Source organism: Pseudovibrio axinellae (assembly GCF_900110875.1).
GTDB classification, from domain to species: domain Bacteria; phylum Pseudomonadota; class Alphaproteobacteria; order Rhizobiales; family Stappiaceae; genus Pseudovibrio; species Pseudovibrio axinellae.
The window spans coordinates 1-16,640 of the sequence record NZ_FOFM01000001.1 but is presented as its reverse complement, the minus strand read 5'-3'; the positions used below and the strand labels follow the sequence as shown (position 1 = coordinate 16,640).

Annotated in this window: 16 protein-coding genes; 5 read left to right on the top strand and 11 right to left on the bottom strand. The window is 50.2% G+C overall.

The annotated features are described in order from the left end of the window. The 3 genes from BMZ51_RS00085 to BMZ51_RS00075 are packed head-to-tail and all read left to right on the top strand — an operon-like array spanning position 1 to position 2,323. Entirely contained in the window at positions 1-768 is a 768-nt protein-coding gene (locus BMZ51_RS00085; RefSeq protein ID WP_068009799.1) for a thiazole synthase, read from the top strand. After that, entirely contained in the window at positions 768-1,361 is a 594-nt protein-coding gene (locus BMZ51_RS00080) for a thiamine phosphate synthase (protein WP_068009800.1), read from the top strand. Before BMZ51_RS00085 ends, BMZ51_RS00080 begins: the two co-directional genes overlap by 1 nt. Beyond that, positions 1,358-2,323, top strand: a complete 966-nt coding sequence (locus BMZ51_RS00075; RefSeq protein WP_068009801.1) for a HesA/MoeB/ThiF family protein — start codon at positions 1,358-1,360, stop codon at positions 2,321-2,323. The genes BMZ51_RS00080 and BMZ51_RS00075 overlap by 4 nt, the downstream gene beginning before the upstream one ends. A gap of 237 nt (positions 2,324-2,560) precedes the next feature. Here BMZ51_RS00075 and BMZ51_RS00070 read toward each other — a convergent pair whose 3' ends face one another. From BMZ51_RS00070 to BMZ51_RS00045, 6 genes are all read right to left on the bottom strand, one after another. Continuing rightward, positions 2,561-3,385 (bottom strand): GNAT family N-acetyltransferase, encoded by an 825-nt coding sequence (locus tag BMZ51_RS00070; protein ID WP_208979191.1) that lies wholly within the window; start codon positions 3,383-3,385, stop codon positions 2,561-2,563. Positions 3,386-3,569: 184 nt separating this feature from the next. Continuing rightward, positions 3,570-5,348 (bottom strand): IucA/IucC family protein, encoded by a 1,779-nt coding sequence (locus tag BMZ51_RS00065; protein WP_082825714.1) that lies wholly within the window; start codon positions 5,346-5,348, stop codon positions 3,570-3,572. Further along, positions 5,345-6,367 (bottom strand): GNAT family N-acetyltransferase, encoded by a 1,023-nt coding sequence (locus tag BMZ51_RS00060; RefSeq protein ID WP_068009802.1) that lies wholly within the window; start codon positions 6,365-6,367, stop codon positions 5,345-5,347. Before BMZ51_RS00060 ends, BMZ51_RS00065 begins: the two co-directional genes overlap by 4 nt. Positions 6,368-6,369: 2 nt before the next feature. Next, positions 6,370-8,190, bottom strand: coding sequence for an IucA/IucC family protein (locus tag BMZ51_RS00055; protein ID WP_068009805.1), 1,821 nt, complete (start codon positions 8,188-8,190; stop codon positions 6,370-6,372). A 41-nt stretch (positions 8,191-8,231) separates the two neighbouring features. Next, the gene (locus BMZ51_RS00050) at positions 8,232-9,578 is read right to left on the bottom strand and encodes a lysine N(6)-hydroxylase/L-ornithine N(5)-oxygenase family protein (protein WP_082825715.1); all 1,347 of its coding nucleotides are present in this window, start codon (positions 9,576-9,578) and stop codon (positions 8,232-8,234) included. 21 nt (positions 9,579-9,599) lie between these two features. Continuing rightward, entirely contained in the window at positions 9,600-10,802 is a 1,203-nt protein-coding gene (locus BMZ51_RS00045; protein WP_161941246.1) for an MFS transporter, read from the bottom strand. Between the two features lie 488 nt (positions 10,803-11,290). Here BMZ51_RS00045 and BMZ51_RS00035 point away from each other — a divergent pair, with 488 nt between their 5' ends. Beyond that, entirely contained in the window at positions 11,291-11,584 is a 294-nt protein-coding gene (locus BMZ51_RS00035) for a DUF6916 family protein (protein ID WP_068009813.1), read from the top strand. 63 nt (positions 11,585-11,647) lie between these two features. Here the strand turns inward: BMZ51_RS00035 and BMZ51_RS00030 are convergent, their stop codons facing one another. From BMZ51_RS00030 to BMZ51_RS00010, 5 genes are read right to left on the bottom strand one after another with little or no spacing between them, the layout of a single operon-like run. After that, complete coding sequence (locus BMZ51_RS00030; protein ID WP_244271417.1) at positions 11,648-12,106, bottom strand: GNAT family N-acetyltransferase; 459 nt, start codon at positions 12,104-12,106, stop codon at positions 11,648-11,650. A 51-nt stretch (positions 12,107-12,157) separates the two neighbouring features. Continuing rightward, positions 12,158-13,378, bottom strand: a complete 1,221-nt coding sequence (locus BMZ51_RS00025) for a DUF8189 domain-containing protein (RefSeq protein ID WP_068009817.1) — start codon at positions 13,376-13,378, stop codon at positions 12,158-12,160. Between the two features lie 48 nt (positions 13,379-13,426). Continuing rightward, entirely contained in the window at positions 13,427-13,945 is a 519-nt protein-coding gene (locus BMZ51_RS00020) for a phage tail protein (RefSeq protein ID WP_068009820.1), read from the bottom strand. A gap of 9 nt (positions 13,946-13,954) precedes the next feature. Beyond that, positions 13,955-14,470 (bottom strand): phage tail protein, encoded by a 516-nt coding sequence (locus tag BMZ51_RS00015; protein WP_068009824.1) that lies wholly within the window; start codon positions 14,468-14,470, stop codon positions 13,955-13,957. A gap of 11 nt (positions 14,471-14,481) precedes the next feature. Further along, complete coding sequence (locus tag BMZ51_RS00010; protein ID WP_068009826.1) at positions 14,482-15,000, bottom strand: phage tail protein; 519 nt, start codon at positions 14,998-15,000, stop codon at positions 14,482-14,484. A gap of 642 nt (positions 15,001-15,642) precedes the next feature. On the opposite strand from BMZ51_RS00010, the gene BMZ51_RS00005 reads away from it, so the two are divergent. Further along, a partial coding sequence (locus tag BMZ51_RS00005; protein ID WP_175484977.1) for an Ig-like domain-containing protein occupies positions 15,643-16,640 on the top strand: 998 nt, incomplete at its 3' end.

The following is a 16,640-nucleotide window of genomic DNA, read 5'->3' as shown; positions in this document are numbered from 1 at the left end:
ATGCAGATTTATGGCACAAACATCAGCTCTCGTTTGTTACTGGGGACAGCGCAATACCCTTCGCCAACGGTGCTCAAACAAGCAATTGAAGCCTGCGGCACTGAGATCATCACAGTCTCTTTGCGCCGCGAGACAGCAGATGGGTCTGGCGCCGGGTTCTGGGAGCTCCTTAAGGACAGCAACTGCAAAGTTCTGCCCAATACCGCAGGCTGCCATAGCGTGCAGGAAGCTGTTGTGACGGCGCAAATGGCCCGCGAGTTATTTGGAACGAACTGGATCAAGCTGGAGGTCATCGGCAACTCAGATACCCTGCAGCCTGATGTGTTCGGATTGGTTGAAGCTGCAAGGCTTCTTTGTGCCGATGGTTTTAAAGTATTCCCTTACACAACTGACGACATTGTGGTTGGTGAGAAACTTCTGGAAGCTGGGTGTGAGCTACTAATGCCATGGGGTGCACCCATCGGGTCAGGTCAGGGACTGCGTAATCCTGATGCCTTGCGAGCCATGCGCGCGCACTTCCCAGACATTACCATGATCGTGGATGCAGGTATTGGACGACCATCTGATGCCACACGCGCAATGGAATTGGGTATGGACGCGGTGTTGCTCAACACCGCAGTCGCAAAAGCAGGTGATCCAGTTTTGATGGCTCAGGCTATGGCGCAGGCAGTTGAAGCTGGGCGAAATGGATACAATGCAGACCCTATGGAACCGCGCGATATGGCAGTTCCCTCTACCCCAACTCTCGGCATGGCGGAGTTGATCTGATGGAACGGTTTTATCTTATTACCGGTGATATCGCCTGGATTGAAAAGCTGGTCCCTCATGGCGTGAAGTTTGTTCAGCTCCGCATCAAAGATCGCTCTGATGAGGTCGTGCGTCAGCAAATCACGAAGGCCCGTGACTTTTGTCGGCAGCATCGTGCTCAACTGGTCATCAATGATTACTGGGAGCTAGCATTGGAGCTTGGCTGTGACTTCGTTCACCTTGGGCAGGAGGACATGGGCAACGCAGACTTTGCAGCAATGCGTAAAGCTGGTGTTCGCTTTGGTCTTTCCACCCATGATGAAGCAGAATTGGACCGCGCCCTATCCTATAAACCAGAATATGTTGCTCTGGGGCCGGTCTACCCAACGAAGCTGAAGCAAATGAAGTGGAAACCGCAGGGGTTGGAGCGCATCAGTCGCTGGAAACAGATGGTTGGTGAGACGCCTCTTGTTGCCATTGGCGGCTTAACACCAGAGCGACTAGCTGGCGTCTTTCAAGCTGGTTCAGACAGCGCTGCCGTGGTGACTGATATTTTGCAGGCACACGACCCGATCGCCCGAACTCAGGAATGGGTGGAGGCTTGTAAGCGATGACGCGTTATGACCGCCAGATGATTTTGCCTGACGTTGGAACAAAGGGCCAAGAGAGATTACAAGCAGCTCACGTTCTTGTTGTCGGGGCAGGTGGCTTAGGCTGCCCGGTAATGCAGTATCTTGCAGGTGCTGGCGTAGGTGTCATCACGATTGTTGACCCTGATGTGGTTGAAGAAAGCAACTTGCATCGCCAACCCTTATACTCATTGGCAGACGTGGGCGAAAGCAAGGCCTATGCGGCGGCGGCGCGCCTACACGGGTATAATCCAGAGGTGGAACTGCGTGCGCTCAACGTTGCGCTGGACCCGTCAAATGCAAGTGAGCTGGTTGCGCAGGCCGATGTCATCGTGGATGCTGCCGACACATTCGCCGCATCCTATACGCTCTCAGATGAATGCTACCTGCAAGGTAAACCGCTTATCTCAGCCTCTGCACTTGGAACATCCGGCTATCTTGGAGGTTTTTGTGGCGGTGCGCCATCGCTGCGAGCAGTCTTTCCGGCCCCCACAACCAACAGTGCCAATTGCGCCAGTGCCGGAGTTCTCGGGCCATCGGTCGGAACCATCGGAACACTGCAAGCTCAAATGACGCTTGCAGTTTTGCTGGGCTTTTCACCAAACCCGTTGGGACGCCTTGTCACGCTCGACCTGAGAAGTTTTCAGTTCGGCGGCTTCTCATTTGCCAGCGCCAAAGAACCTGAGCGCTATACCCCGTTTATATCGCTCCAAGACCTTCACCAGGATGATATGGTGATTGAGCTAAGAGACATTTGCGAGACACCACAGGCGACCTGCGAACGAGCCGTTCGGCTCCTACCAGAAGACCTTGCTAGTCACAATTTCAGCAATGCAAAACGCATTGTCCTTTGTTGCAAAACCGGCCTACGCGCATGGCGCAGTGCAGAGATCCTGCACAAAAAAGGTCACACCAATCTAGCCTTAATCGCAGATACCAGGAGTTAGATCATGCCCCCACTGACAGTTTGTCAGGTGTGATCCCACAATCTGGAGAAGGAGAGGTCTCTGCATTCGCCAGTTTGATGATGCCTTCAATAGTCATGTCTGGCGCAAGGGGCTAGCTGTTCAGCCTTGGCATTTCGCACTCTAAGAGGTTGCGCAAAAATAGGGATATCGTGCGATCCTGCGCAGTGGGCTGTTTCATTGGATACAAATCCACTGTGCAGGTATCAAGTTACGCCTTTATTCAGGACGTTCGAAGGTGCCTTGTGGGGGAAGGATTGCCAAGACGAGGGTTTCCTGGTGCTCAAATCCTGAGCGTCTGTAGATCCGACCAGCAGGGCTTTCACTATGAGCCTGGAGAACGGGTATTGTTGCCGGAGCCTGCGCCCTGGCCCAATCTACTCCGGCAGTTACGAGCGCAGCGCAGATACCGCGTCTACGATGGCTTGGGCGCGTTTCGACTTCTTGAAACCGCGAAACACTTGCACCAGAATAGACGCCCAAATCTGCAACTAAGAGATCTCCGTCGAAAGCACCGAACCAAATTGCCAGTCCTGCTTTGATTTGGCGGCGACGAGCAGCAAAGCGTGTCGATACGTAGACCCCAAAGCTAGCACGATCGTAACCTTGCTCTACAGCGGTATCAATTTGCAGGGCGATGACTTGTTCCCACTCCTCGTCAGTCTCAACAGGGCGTATGCTGATCCCCTCTGGGAGAGGTGCACGGTTAAGAGGTCCGCTCAGGCTTAGGACATCGATTTGTTCCAATTCATACCCAAGGTCAGAAAATGGTGCGTGCTCTTTCCCGATCTTCATATCAGGCGTATCCCAACCGAACATCGTATGCGCGGCTTCTGGGAGATCCTTGCGAAATTGCGTGATCTGCTGTTCAGGGTCGACGGTATTTCCCCGGAAGAAAACCATATTACCGGCCCAATAGTGAGGCTCATCTGGTGTACGTAGAACAAGTCTGTCTGGGTGGACCTCAATCTGGCTATTGCTGTACTCTACAAGCAGATCACTGCGTACGCCCAGAGTTTGCGCTACATCTTGTTCAACAGCCACACTACGTTCCTTCAAATAACATTGTTTCTAATAGGGGCATAGGTAGTGAAGAGAAACAAAGCGCGCAAGGAAAAAGAACCCACCCAAGATGGGGAATAAGAATGAAGCGAGCAGGACATTACGTTTTACAACAGCAGCTCTGTTAGAACCAAGAGCTGCTGTTTTTTCTATCTAAACGGGAGTTTCACCCACCCACGAGTGGATTTTTTAAATCGGTGCCCAGGGCTGGTAATGGGCGCTCTGCGTTGTCGCCGTAGCCAATTTGAAAGCGAACTTTGTTGATGCAGACACGAGGGATAGTTGGGGCAAATAGCTCAAAGGTTTTGAACCGCGCTTCATACTGTGGATGCTGCGCCATATAGTCCTTCAACGTGGCTCCAAGTATCTGATAGAAGTCGCTTTCGTGCATTTGTTCTGCGTTTTGAAGCGCAGAAGATAAGAACCTCAGGACTGTGATGAAGTGTGCGGTTTGGATGTCGTGCACGATGTAGGCTGCAGGTTTTGCAGGCAGTAGCGCGCGCAAGTCATCACTAAGATCACACTGTTCAGGATAAACTTGGTTGACGAGATCGACGTCGCCTTGCAGGTCTTTGATCGCCATGCCGGTGGGTATGTGGTTTTCCAACACCACTGTTATGTTTTGTCCATGCGCAATGAAGCCAACACCATAGACGCAGAGCATGTGATAGAGTGGGACGACGGTGACTTCGAACAGGCGCCGGATCCATTCGCTAAGGGCCATTCCAGTTTTTTGAGCATGCCGGGCTGCTAAGGGTACTCCTGCATTGTCCATGTGTAGCAAGGCGGCATAAAGATGGGCCACTTTATTCGCTCCAACCCGGCCACTTGCGTTTTCCCGCCAGATTGCACCCAAAGATTCATTATGCTGGTATGGGATGTTGGAGAGTTGATCGTAAAAGGGGTGGCGATACCAAACACCTCGCTGTTCGCGCAGAATGAGCACAGTATCTTTCAACTGATCGTCTTCCTGCACAATACCATGCAGCCAATTTGACAGGGCAGACCCGTTGGTAATGTACTTACCGGGAATACCACGCCATGCAGAGGTATTCAGGATCATCAAAGCAACTTTGACATCTGGGCTGCCGGGCCGGTCCACACTGGTGAGGGTGCGCAAGGACGGACCGGAAACATAACGACCACCAAAGGTGCCTAGCTCAATCAACTTGCCTGTATGCAGATCATGGACATGGGTCTGCTGTATCACATGATCCCACTGCCACGGGTGCACAGGGATCACACAGTAGTTTTCAAAATCGACGCCTTTTTCTGCAAACGCTGCAAACAAACGCTCGCTTTCAGCCTTCCCCAAAGCCTCTTTCAGGAAACGACGTTCCTCATTGACTTCACGATGGCTGAGCTCGCAATTCTCACGCAGGGCGGCGAGCCAAATCAGCGTTAAAGGCTGGCGCGCCTCTGGTGCAAAGCGGGCCGTGTCCTCAGCACCCCAGCCAAGGCGACCTTTGTTTGCCACAGCTTTTGGGTGCCCTTCCAGCAATGTATGAAGCTCGTGGCTTTTCAGCTGAAGAAGCTGTTCTGCATCCAGACCACCATTTGTTCGTGCCAGATGCAAATCCTGACGCAGCGTGTTGGACATCTCACGCAAGAAAGTCGCGAGTGTCTCTGGTTTCATGGCAAGCTCTGTTTGCGCATCGATTGCAAATTGAAGTGGCGACACAGGCATGTCTGTGTCGCCATGTCGTGCGATGCTTTCAGGTTCTACCCAAAGGTTGCCCCAGGCCATGGTTTGTGCCTGAAACGTGTAATACACACCGCAAGCGAGCTGCAACTCAAAGCGTTCAGCACCAGTCAAAACCGGCGCCAGAACCTCTTCATATGTTAATTCGCTAAGCAACTTTGCCAAGGCAGCATGGCAGACCTGCGCCCACAACTGTGACACCTGCGTTGCCTTTGTGGTTGTGTTTTGCTGCTGCATACTCATAGGCGCACCTTGGAGAAGAAACTGTCGCGGCGACAGCACATCAACGCGGAGCGTTTGTGCGGGAAGTCAAACTCCTTGAGCTTTTCGTAGGCAAGCGAATCTGCGTAGGAGAGCAGTTTGGCGTTGTCTACCCGCGGCTCCCCCATGATGTTTTCGCTCAGCGGGCAGTCCAAAAACAGGTAGTGCGTCAACCCACGTAGCCAAGCACCTGTTTTTACCTTGCCCAGATGTTTGCGTTCTCCAATCAGCCCGTGCCATCCGCGGTCATATGCTTGCGACGCATAATAAGCTCCAAGCCGATCTTCCCGTGCCCAATAGGTTTCAAAATAACCAGCATCTTCTCCGTTAAAGCAACCAATGAGGGGGTAGGTGTGGGGTTTTGATTGCAGCACTTCAAGGTAGGCTCTGAGCTCGTCTTTCGACTGCGCCAACTCCCAGAAATACGCTACGCGGCCATCATTCATCCAGCGATGGAAGGTGTCCAGATCACGGTCAATGTCGACCGCACGGAACGAAACAACGACGTCCGCAACCGGGTCATAACGTTCATAGCAAAGACCGGACGGGTGAGGCGGGCGTAGTGGAAAATCTCTGCCATTGGGGCCTTCAACCAGTCCGGTACGAAGACGGCCAGATGTTTTATGAAAGATCCAGAGATCTGGGTTTTGATAGAAGCCAGAGCGGTGTGCCCAATGTTCATTGTTGGATACAGCAAGGAATGGCAGGTCGCGCGGGCTCACAAACCCTTCAGGCAGCGTTAGGTTGATCTCCTGTATCTCTTCATGGGCTGCAAAACAGGCCTCTAAACCAAGAAGAATTGCGCGCGTTGCATCGTCAGATGACGCCTCAGCATTAAAAGAAAGCTGTAAGCGGGCGTGCCTTGCATTATCCAGACAGGCATAGGCAAAGGCTTCGTTGCCCCGAAGAATGGTCAGCTCCCCGTCGCTCCATGAGCCTGTGCAAAGCGGTGCTTGTGTACCAGCAAGTGTGGATCTACTAAGTGTTTGATCAAGTGTCATTGTTAGGTCTTCGGCTCGAGAAATGGGTTGTCTATTTTAAGGAAGGCTGCCAGCTGGCCTGATCCGTCGCCGGAGGCTTCATTCACGCCGCTCAAACTCGTGCGGTAATTGCCTTTGCTCACCAGCTGTGGGGATGTCAGCAAATACTCATAGAACGCTGGATCGCCAGAAGTTGTCTTAAAGGCATGTTTTAGCTGTTTGCGGATCAAGTCGTACGCGTAGCGCTCATCTATCAAACCGTCGAACACCAAAGTACTCACGGTGTGCAGCAGGTTATTGACGATCACGTAGTAGCAAAGCAGTTCGTCGCCTAGCTCTGGAGGCACAACGTTTTCTGCATTCTCGCCAATCTCCGGCAAAAAAGATGCCAAATTATCATGATGGGTCGTCAGATGACCTGTACCCTGACAGTCTCTGATATAAAGGTGAGAGGGTATGCCATCACTCAAACCCACCATCATATTTTGCTGGTGTGAGCCAAACAGAAGGCCGTGTTTGGCGCGAATTTCCAATAGTGGCATGATCGCCACTTGCATAAAGGATGTCAGCCAGTCTTTTGCAACGGTCTCTGGCGGTTGGGCTGTCTGAACAGCCCGGTTGCAAATCAACTCACCCAGAGGCGAAGGTGCAGCAAGGCGTGGCTCGCATAAGCTGGCGAGCATGATTGCGCCACCTTGCTCTTCCTTGCGGAAAAGATTGTCGCGCAGGATTACAAAACTGTCTTCCATTGCACCGCCATCTGGCGCGCGAAGGGCGACGTACCCTGGTTCAGTGAGGATAGTAACTGCTGGAAACTCCTCGCCAAGCTGGGTTCCAAAGTCACCAGAAAGTAACTCTGCCATTTGAACGCCGCGCTCAACTTCTTTGCGGGCCAAAACGCGCTTGGAGTTGGTGATCCGCATGGAGAGCGAGTATTTCAGCATGTATGGCGCATGAAATGCGTGTACGCCGCGCATGGATGCAGTTGCAGCAAATGGCAGGCCAATGCAGCCAAGAGATTTAAACAGACCTTGTTGAAGCCATTCAATCACCTGCGGTTTGGCCAGCAAGCGTTTCGCCTGCCATGGATGCCAAGGCACTGGAACATAAGCGTCGTCCTGCGCCGTGCACAAAGATTCAGGCAATGTTTCATCGCTCTTGGCAAGGACGCGGCACATGTCAAACGCTTTCATGGAAACGCCGGAGCCTGACGCCAGAATTGAACGGTGCGCCAGAACCCAGAACAATGGGAAACGACCTTGAAGCTCTGGCGCATAAAAGGCTGCTTCCCCTGTGCTAAGCTCATCTCTGCTGCGTGGATTTGGGTGGGTCGGGTGACCGGAGACAAGTGCTTGTTCAGCTTGCTGAAAATTCCACGCCTTAGCAAGGGAAGGCTCTTGTTTCGCCTCAAACTCATAAGCGCGTATCTGGCCCTGATGGCTATCTAGAATGCGAGACAACAAGGTGAGCTGTCTTTGATCCTCGCCGGGGCTGACTTGCTTGTCCGTCGCCAATAGGGTGAGCGCATTAATCGGGCTGATCGGCTTTGGATCGCCTGTGCCGCTCCAGTGGTATAACGGCAGTTGCACCTCAAAGCGCGCTGCCGTGTGACTTGGAATTCTCACCAGTAAACAGGTGTTGTCTGCCAAGGGCAGACAAGCTGTTTCTTCATCAAACGAATGCAGCTTTTTTTGCTCGCTTGTAAGAAACCACCAGTCTGACCATTCCCGCAGTAATGCATTGAGGAATGCATTGGTTGTAGCGTGTTCTGCCTGCTGCACAGGTGTAGGTAGAACAGACGCACGATCAGCGTGCGCCTGACTCAAATGAAAGGTTTTATTCATGACGGTTTTGAAGCCTTGATTGAATGGAGCGTACTGTTAGGTCAGGCAGGCATAACCTGTGCCAAAACACTTTCCTGCGGCACGCTTGGCCACTTAATCATCTGTTCGTCTTCATCCAGATCAAACAACTCTGATCCCACAACACGGTTGAGAATGGTCGCGGCGCGCCAGGCCATTAGGCTCATTTGAGGATCAACAATGCCGTGAGAGGAGAGGCCCAAGTTCAGACCAAAAATCTGCAGGTTCTTCGGGCCATCCCATGCCAGCTTGTACGAGCTGTCCAATTCTGGCAGGCCATTTTCATCCATACTAAGACGTGGAAGGAGTGGCTCCATAAAGTCGGGAAGGGCAGGTCTTGCACCTGTTGCTAGCACAACGATGTCCGTTTGTTGTTGCTCGACCTGTTCGCTGATCGCGGACTGTGACGTGAGCTGATAGCTTGGCCCGTTACGCTCCATGGCGATTACATTGCGGCCAGAAAGCAAAGTGATGTTACATTCGTTGTTGCTTAGGTGTTTGCGACGGTAGACCTCAGCATAAAGCTCATCCACCGTGCTCGGCGTCAGGCCATCGCTGGCAAGTTTCTGGCTTGCAACCTCTTGCAGTTGGCTGCGCTCAGGCAAGCTCTGGTAGCTACTGACGTATCCCGGTGTAAACACCTGGTCAACAAAACCGCCTTCTTCCAATGGCGAAAACCGCGGAAGATTGCTGATCCAAAGGACCTCCTTCGGCTTTCGCTGCTGGTTTGTAAGAAGATCAAGCACAATCTCCGCACCAGTTTGACCGCCGCCAATCACCGTAACACATTTGTTATCAAAGCAGCGGTCTTGGGAAAGGTAATTGCTTGCATGAAAACAATTTTCACCCAGGTGCGGTTGCGACCAATGAGGCAGAAACGGCGTCATACCGGTGCCAATCACCAGGTTTTTCGAAGATACCACACGGCCATCGTCAAAGGTAACGGTCAGGGCATCATCTTTTAGGGTGGCATCTTGCGCAGAACGACCCCATTGCAAGTTGCTCATTTTACCTGCTGCCCATGCCAGATACTCGTTGAATTCAACGCGGGTGACCCCGGTAAACCCGCCCGCTAGGAAATCATAAAAGCGCTTCTTCTCAACCAGAAAGGCCAGGAAGGAATACGGGCTGGTTGGTTCAACGGGCGTAACTAAGTCTTTCAAAAACGAAGTTTGCAAAATAGAGCCAGAGAACATTAGCCCGTGATGCCATTTAAACTCTTGTTTCTGATCGAAAAATGCCGTGCGCATTTGCGGAATGCTTTGGGCAAGCGCAGCCACACTCAAGTTGAATGGCCCGATCCCTAAACCAAGCAGGTCATAGGCGCTGGAGTGTTGATTTCGTTCCGGCATCTTGACTATCTGGGGCATATAAAGGTTCCTTGTGTTCAGTCAAATATCAGAGGGACGCAGAGGAGGCGTAACTGGCTTTTGGCTGATCACGAACCTGGAACCGCCTACGCAAAGAACAATTGCAAGTAGCGCGGCGATTGTTAAAGTATGAGTCAGTCCCCACTCTCCACCAAACCCTCCAAGAAGAGAGCCTGTGGCCAAGCCGGTAAACTGAATGCTAGAAAGATAGGTTGAAGCTTTTGTTTTTGAGGCAGCTGGCAACATATTGAACATATATACCGAATTAGTCGCTGAAAGCAGGGCTGCTGAAGCCCCGATCACCGTCACGCTTGCAACAATGGTGGACAGCGTAGGTGCGATGCAAAGTAGACTAAGACCTGCGGCAACGCCGATTGCACTGGCGATTTGTATAGCGCTCTTGCTGGCACGCAAGACCGGGAGAAGTCCCATCTGAGCAAACAAACCACCTAAAACAGCAGCAGTCAGACAGTAACTTGCCAGGCCTGTCGCCTGAAGGGCGTCCAGCTGCAATCGTTCTTTAAGGAGAGGCCCGAGAAGAACATATGTAATGCTAAGGCACATCTGTAGGGAAAATGCGACCAGAAGCGGGCGTTTTGCAAAGGTCGTCTGCTTGTCAGATTTACAGCCCTCTTTCACCTTAGCAATCGCAGGTGAGGAATGCCGGAAGGCGAAAAAAGTACAGATCGCATAGATAGGAATTGGCGCAATGAGCGGTGCCGACTTACTAACAAACAAGAGCGGAGCTACCATCGCGTTTCCTGCAAGTCGTCCAAGCCCCGACATCGAGTTTAAACGGCCTATGGATGGCAGTACTTGCGCAGGTTCCTGCGTGTTTTGTACAATGATAGCTTGAGCAATTGGAAGCAGGGCTGGAGCCATTACGCTGTAAACAAGCCGTGCAACAACAAGCATGACCACCCCATAATGAGGCAGTAACAAAGAGGAATTGACCAGCACAAAGCTGAGTGCAATCGCTGACACGCTAAGCAGTGCAAAACACAAAATAACTCTTATGGCGTAGACACTTCCAATAGATGCCGCAAGATGGCCCCAGGCAGGCACACTGATCGCTGTTGCCATCAGGCCCATCCCAACAACCATTCCAATCTCGCTCAAAGAAAGATGAAAGACTTCTTGCAATAACGGAACCATGACCATCAAACAGGCTTGATGGAATGCACTCGTGGCAATACTTGGCATAATTACAAGGAGCTTAAACAAGAAACGGCACCACAGCAGACGCATTCATAAGGGCGTATTAAATATGAGTATTAAACTCAACTATAATGCGACAGCAGTTGTGTCAAGCTGACTTATGAAATGTATCACTCTCTCCCAAACTTTACGCCGGTTAGGGGGAAACTGTATTGAGGTATGTTGATTTAATCATGCCACCCTTGACCTGCAGGTGGGGTGCAACTTGCCGCAAACCACAAAAATGGAGCCATCCGCGCAGAGCAATAAACATTCGTTTTATCAAACACCCGGCGCAGCAAATGATCGGGGCAACGCCAGACGAATATGTGCAAAATACTTTTTTGCCACGGCTTGCACCAGCATGCACAAGCCGCTTAATATCAACTTCAAAGAGTCTCAATACACCCTGATATAAAAGCGAGAATTACCAACTTTATATGGCGGCGCACAGCATAATTTATATCCGCTGACAGCTCATATCTATAAACGCATTTTATAAGTGAGAGTATTAAATGATTGATCTTAAAGATATTACCGCAAAAAGTTTTGAGAACCTGGAAAGCGAAGAGTTCCAACTGAAATTGGAAGACCAGAACGTTATTCTCAAGTTAGTTGAGGTTGTTCCGCTGCGTTCTGGCGAACGAAAAGGCGGGGCGTTTTCGATGGTTTGGCAAGGCCCGCTACAGCCATCTCTGGAGCAGGGCAGTTATCAGCTGACGCAAGAAACCCTTGGATCGATGGAGCTCTTTATTGTTCCAATCGCGCACAATACCGATGGTTTTAAATATGAAGCTGTTTTCACCTAAAAAGACTAGCTAGTAACGTGCTCAGTGCCATTATAGGGCCTGAGCTGAGACGTGATCTTGGTCTTATTCTCTCCATTCCAATAGGTCGTAGACGCCTTTGTCTTCAATCCTTTTAAAACCAAGGCGCTTGTAGAGCTCCATCGCCAGGTTATCTTTTTCTACATGAATGCTGACTGCTTTTCCGTCATGAGCAGCCTTCTTCATAACACCCAAGAGGATTTCAGTCCCCAAACCCTTGCCACGCATTTCAGGCAGGAGCGCAATATCAATTATTCGGTGTTGGCTCTCCCAATATTCCAGATAGAGGCGCCCAATGGGCACATCTTTCTGTTCAATTATCAGCCACAGCGCATCTGGGTAATGCAATTGGTAGTGCGAGTGTTGCGCATTAAATTGCATTTGGATGAATGCATCTTTTTGCGCCTTCGACCATCCGGTGCGATCAAGCTCTATTGCACGCGTTGAACCGTAGAGAGCTTGAAGGAAACCCATATCCGCCGACGTTATGTCACGGAATTTCACATGACGAGACCACGCCAGATTTGAGGAAGGAGACACAGTCATTTCTTAGATCTATTCACTGTTGGGCGTTATGTCGGCTGTCACTGCAAAATTGGTAACAGGGCCACCAATAGATGAGAAAACCTCCCAAAAACCAGGGGAAGCCTGTGTGCTGTAACTCAGCTGCTGGTCTCTCGGGCTAAAGGCAAACAGGCTTAGTTTTGAGTTAGCGTTGGGATGCATTGCAAGAATACTATCGCCACCGCACGTTTCAATCACTGCCGGTTGGGTCCAAAGATTAAGTTCACCCGGGATTTGATGACACCCATAAAGCAAACTGCGCTTTTGATCACCCGTTTTTGCCAAGAAGTAAATTCCACCGTCAGCTGTCATACCCAGTAGGAGTTGAGAAACGGATTTATCAAACCGTGAGAAATGCATCCATGGAGTGAATTGGTCCTGACCGAGCTGCATCTGGTGTTTTAAATAAACGGATTTGCCCGCAACTCCAAAGAGGTAAACACGGCCGTCAGTATCATTGGCAATCTTGATGTCACTCAAGCTTAGATTGCCTCCTGAGATGTCCTGCCACCCCAACCAACTTTCCTCTGCGAAAGGATCCTGACTGCTTTGGAAGTTTAGGTAGGGAATGCCTTCACTATCCAGACCGGCCAAAATAATTCGCCCATCTGCATTGTTGGCCGAACTTAACATTTCCATGTAGGCTGAAATTGGGTGCCAAGCTGACCAAGGCACGTCCGGCTGGGCCTCTACCTGCGCATGAACTTCAATTGGTTCATTTGACCCTGGAGGGGTAACGTACTGAATTTCTTCTTTAATTACGTTAGGGTTTTGGTATTTCCACCAAAGTTGCCCGTCATCGGAAGTATTTCCAGCAAAAATATTAACCTTGCCATTCAGGCCATGAATTACCTCGGTGTATCGCAAAGCTGTTGCATCAGGTGGCATACCTAAATCGTAGGGCGCAAAGAAACGGTCCGTGCTGGTGCCATTTCGCTTCTCGCTCACATAGACAAGGCTGTCCTTGTCTGCCTGTTTCGCCAACAGGGCGACATCGCCATTGGCGGTTGTAAAGGCACTCAGGGTCTCATGGTCATAGGCTAAATTTGTCAGAGGTTTAAACTCTTTTGAGAATTTGCCATCTTGAGCCATTTGCTCAGTGTAAGCGAGGTTCCCATCACGATTTATCGCTGCGATAAATATTCTAAAATACGCAGAGGGCTGCTCTTCAGGAGGTGAAAAGAATTCGGGAATAATTTCTTCGATCGACATGAGAAAAGTCCTTTAGTTGGACATAAATTAAACAGGCAATACAAAATCCTAGCTACGTGAAGGGTATAGTCCCTGAAGGGCAATGATGTAGTTGATTGCTATGAAGGGCTGCATGTTATTGTGACTTTGGCTTCCACCGGCTGTCTGAAGTGCCTCAGACGAGAGGTCCTCCGAAGTGAGTTTGGATGAAAATCTGAACTCACCTGGTGTAATGGCGACAACCTTATTGCTAGGCTCTGCGGAATCTGCAAGATCCGGAGTACTCATCGCACTATGGAGATGCTTAGGCAGTTGTGTTTCACTCAGAGCTGTGGTTTCGGCTCCTGCAAACTGACCAAGCCTGCGCGATGTTAAGCCTGGCCCCCTGCCAGGATGCATTGGTGCTCGCCCTTGAAGGTTTGGCAATGCTGTTGTTGTTCTACCATCACCGCCATAGGTTGTTCCTATCAGCGAAAAAAGCGCAGTATTTTGCGCGATAGGGAGCAACTGACCGTTACAAAATGCCCAGCTGCGCGGCGCGAAATTACCTGCAAATATTCTGATTTCTGCAATAAATGGCTCTGACACATCTGTCTCCTACTGTCTGCTGGGATATATGCCGAAAAGAGCAATGATGAAGTTGATGCATAGGTAAGGCATCAGATTATCGTGCGAACCGGAGTTGCCGGTACTCGAAATGGAGTTAGCACCCATACTTGCAGTCGCGGTATCAGGATTGTAAAAATCATCCGCTTGTCTGGCCAGGACTTTACCTCCCGGCGCTGCATCCGATGCTAAGTTGTCGCTTGCAGTAAAAGTGTGCGTATGGCTCGGGATCTGGTTTACTGTAAGAGTTACTTTCTCCGAACCACCTCGCGCGCCAAGACTCCGTGAACTCAAACCAGGTCCCGATCCTTGATGGATAGGAATGCGTCCTCTCAAGTCCGGCAGAGCAAAAGTTGTTCGGCCGTCTCCGCCGTATATGGTGCCCAGTAATGAGAACAGCGCATCATTTTGGCTGATAGCCATCAACTGCCCATCGCAAAACGCCCAGCTTCGGGGAGCGAAACTACCAGCGAACATGCGGATCTCACCAACAAAAGGTTCTGACATATCAAAGGCTCCTAGTTGCGAGAAGGAAATAGACCTTGCAGTGCGATGCAGTAGGTTAATGCAAGATACGGCTGCATATTCTCATGAGCCTGGCCTCCGCCGGAGGCGGAAACACTCGATGCATGCATGGCTTTCAGGTTTTCCGGCTCTGTGTATGTATCTAATCCTGCTGGAGCTTTCGCCAAGTAATTTCCTTGCGGTGTAATAGTAGCCCCGGGCTCTGTGCTGGCGTAAAACGAGTGACGGTGCTGTGGCATTTCAGCGGAGGAAAGCGTGTGAGTTTCCTGGCCAGACTTTTGCCCTTGCGAGTGAAATATGCCGTTGGAAGCACCTACATGGATTGGTGTTCGACCACGAAAATCCGGCAATGCAAACGATGTTACACCGTCGCCACCATAGGTTGTCCCTAATAATGAATAAAGGGATTGATTTTGGTTGATTGGCAAAATTTGCCCGTCACAGAAGGCCCAACCTCTTGGGGCAAAATTGAACCCCATTATTCGTACCTCAGCAAGAAATGGTTCGGACATGAATGCTCCTACTCTCTAAAAATTACTCTGCGGCAATAGGTGGGGTAGAAATATCAGTTACTATAAGTGTTAACGAAGAACGATGGTATGTAAATGTACAAAAGCGACGATAGAGAAAATTCATGAGAGAAAATCACCTGAAAACCTGAGCGTAGTTTCGGAAAAGACAGCTTGGTGATCGCAATTACATTCATTATGCATACTAATTTTATGATAAAAAATAGATAGATAACGTAATCATAAGGTTTTAATAGGAGGCAATAAGATGATGTCCGTCGAATTTTGATTTCCCTAGAATGAACTATGAATATTGTTTGGATAACGCGCTTTGCTCACGTTATCAATACTATCAAATCAACCCATATATATTGGAGGATTCCGGTTAATTTCATTTCGAAATATTGACATTATTAAAATACAATGGTGATCTATGCGCAGATTCCTTGCTGCAGCAGGACGCTGCAAGACAAAGTTACAGCCAAAAATTTAACTATCTTAGACGTGGCCTACTCGCTCACATAAATAATATTTTTCTTTATACTTTGTATTTCAAAGGAAATTTCGATGTCTACGCTAAAGCAATCTAATCATAAAACCTATGGTAGAATGATTAGATTGCTTTCTACTTTTTTAGTTGTGGCGATGTCGTACTTCGTTGCCTTGCAAGATAACGCAATCGCAGGAACTATCAGCTGCCCAAGTTTTGCCCCAAGCTATACAGCGTCACTTAATATTGATTTGACCAATGAAACGTGCGTGGCAGATGGTAACGGAAACAACTCTCAAATTGCGATCTATAATCTATTTGACATTAATACCATCACTATCGAAACCTTCCGAAACAACCCCAGCTCTGGCGACGGCGTCTCAAGTCTTACTATTGATGGGACGCCTTATGCCCCTGACGGATCGGGAAAAATAAGCGAAGATAGAACATGTTCTGCAGCTGGTTGCACTATAAATGTCAGCGGTGAATTTGGAGTTAGTGGTACATTTTCAATTACTCTTAATATCCCAAGCACTGGAGTCTTAACTGTCCCTCCTTTCGTGCCGGTCAATTCGGCTGTTCCTGCATCCATCTCTGTCACTTCCGGCAATAACCAGAGCGCGCCAATCTCCTCCAGCTTTTCCAACCCGCTTGTTGTCACGGTTGAAGATGCAGGCGGCAATCCGGTTGCTGGGGAACCTGTGACCTTTACAGCGCCGTCCAGCGGGGCTGGACTGAGTTCGGTTTCACAAACAGCAACCACCAACAGTGCAGGTGAAGCTTCCTTGAGCGTGAGCGCCAATGCCTCAGCAGGAGGGCCTTACACCGTTGAAGCCTCTGTTGTTGGCGTTGGCTCAACAGCAGACTTCTCGCTGACCAACGATGCAGGTGCAGCTGCATCCCTGTCGGTTACTTCCGGAGACAACCAGAACACGACAATCTCCTCCAGCTTTTCCAACCCGCTTGTTGTCACGGTTGAAGATGCAGGCGGCAATCCGGTTGCTGGGGAACCTGTGACCTTTACAGCGCCGTCCAGCGGGGCTGGACTGAGTTCGGTTTCACAAACAGCAACCACCAACAGTGCAGGTGAAGCTTCCTTGAGCGTGAGCGCCAATGCCTCAGCAGGAGGGCCTTACACCGTTGAAGCCTCTGT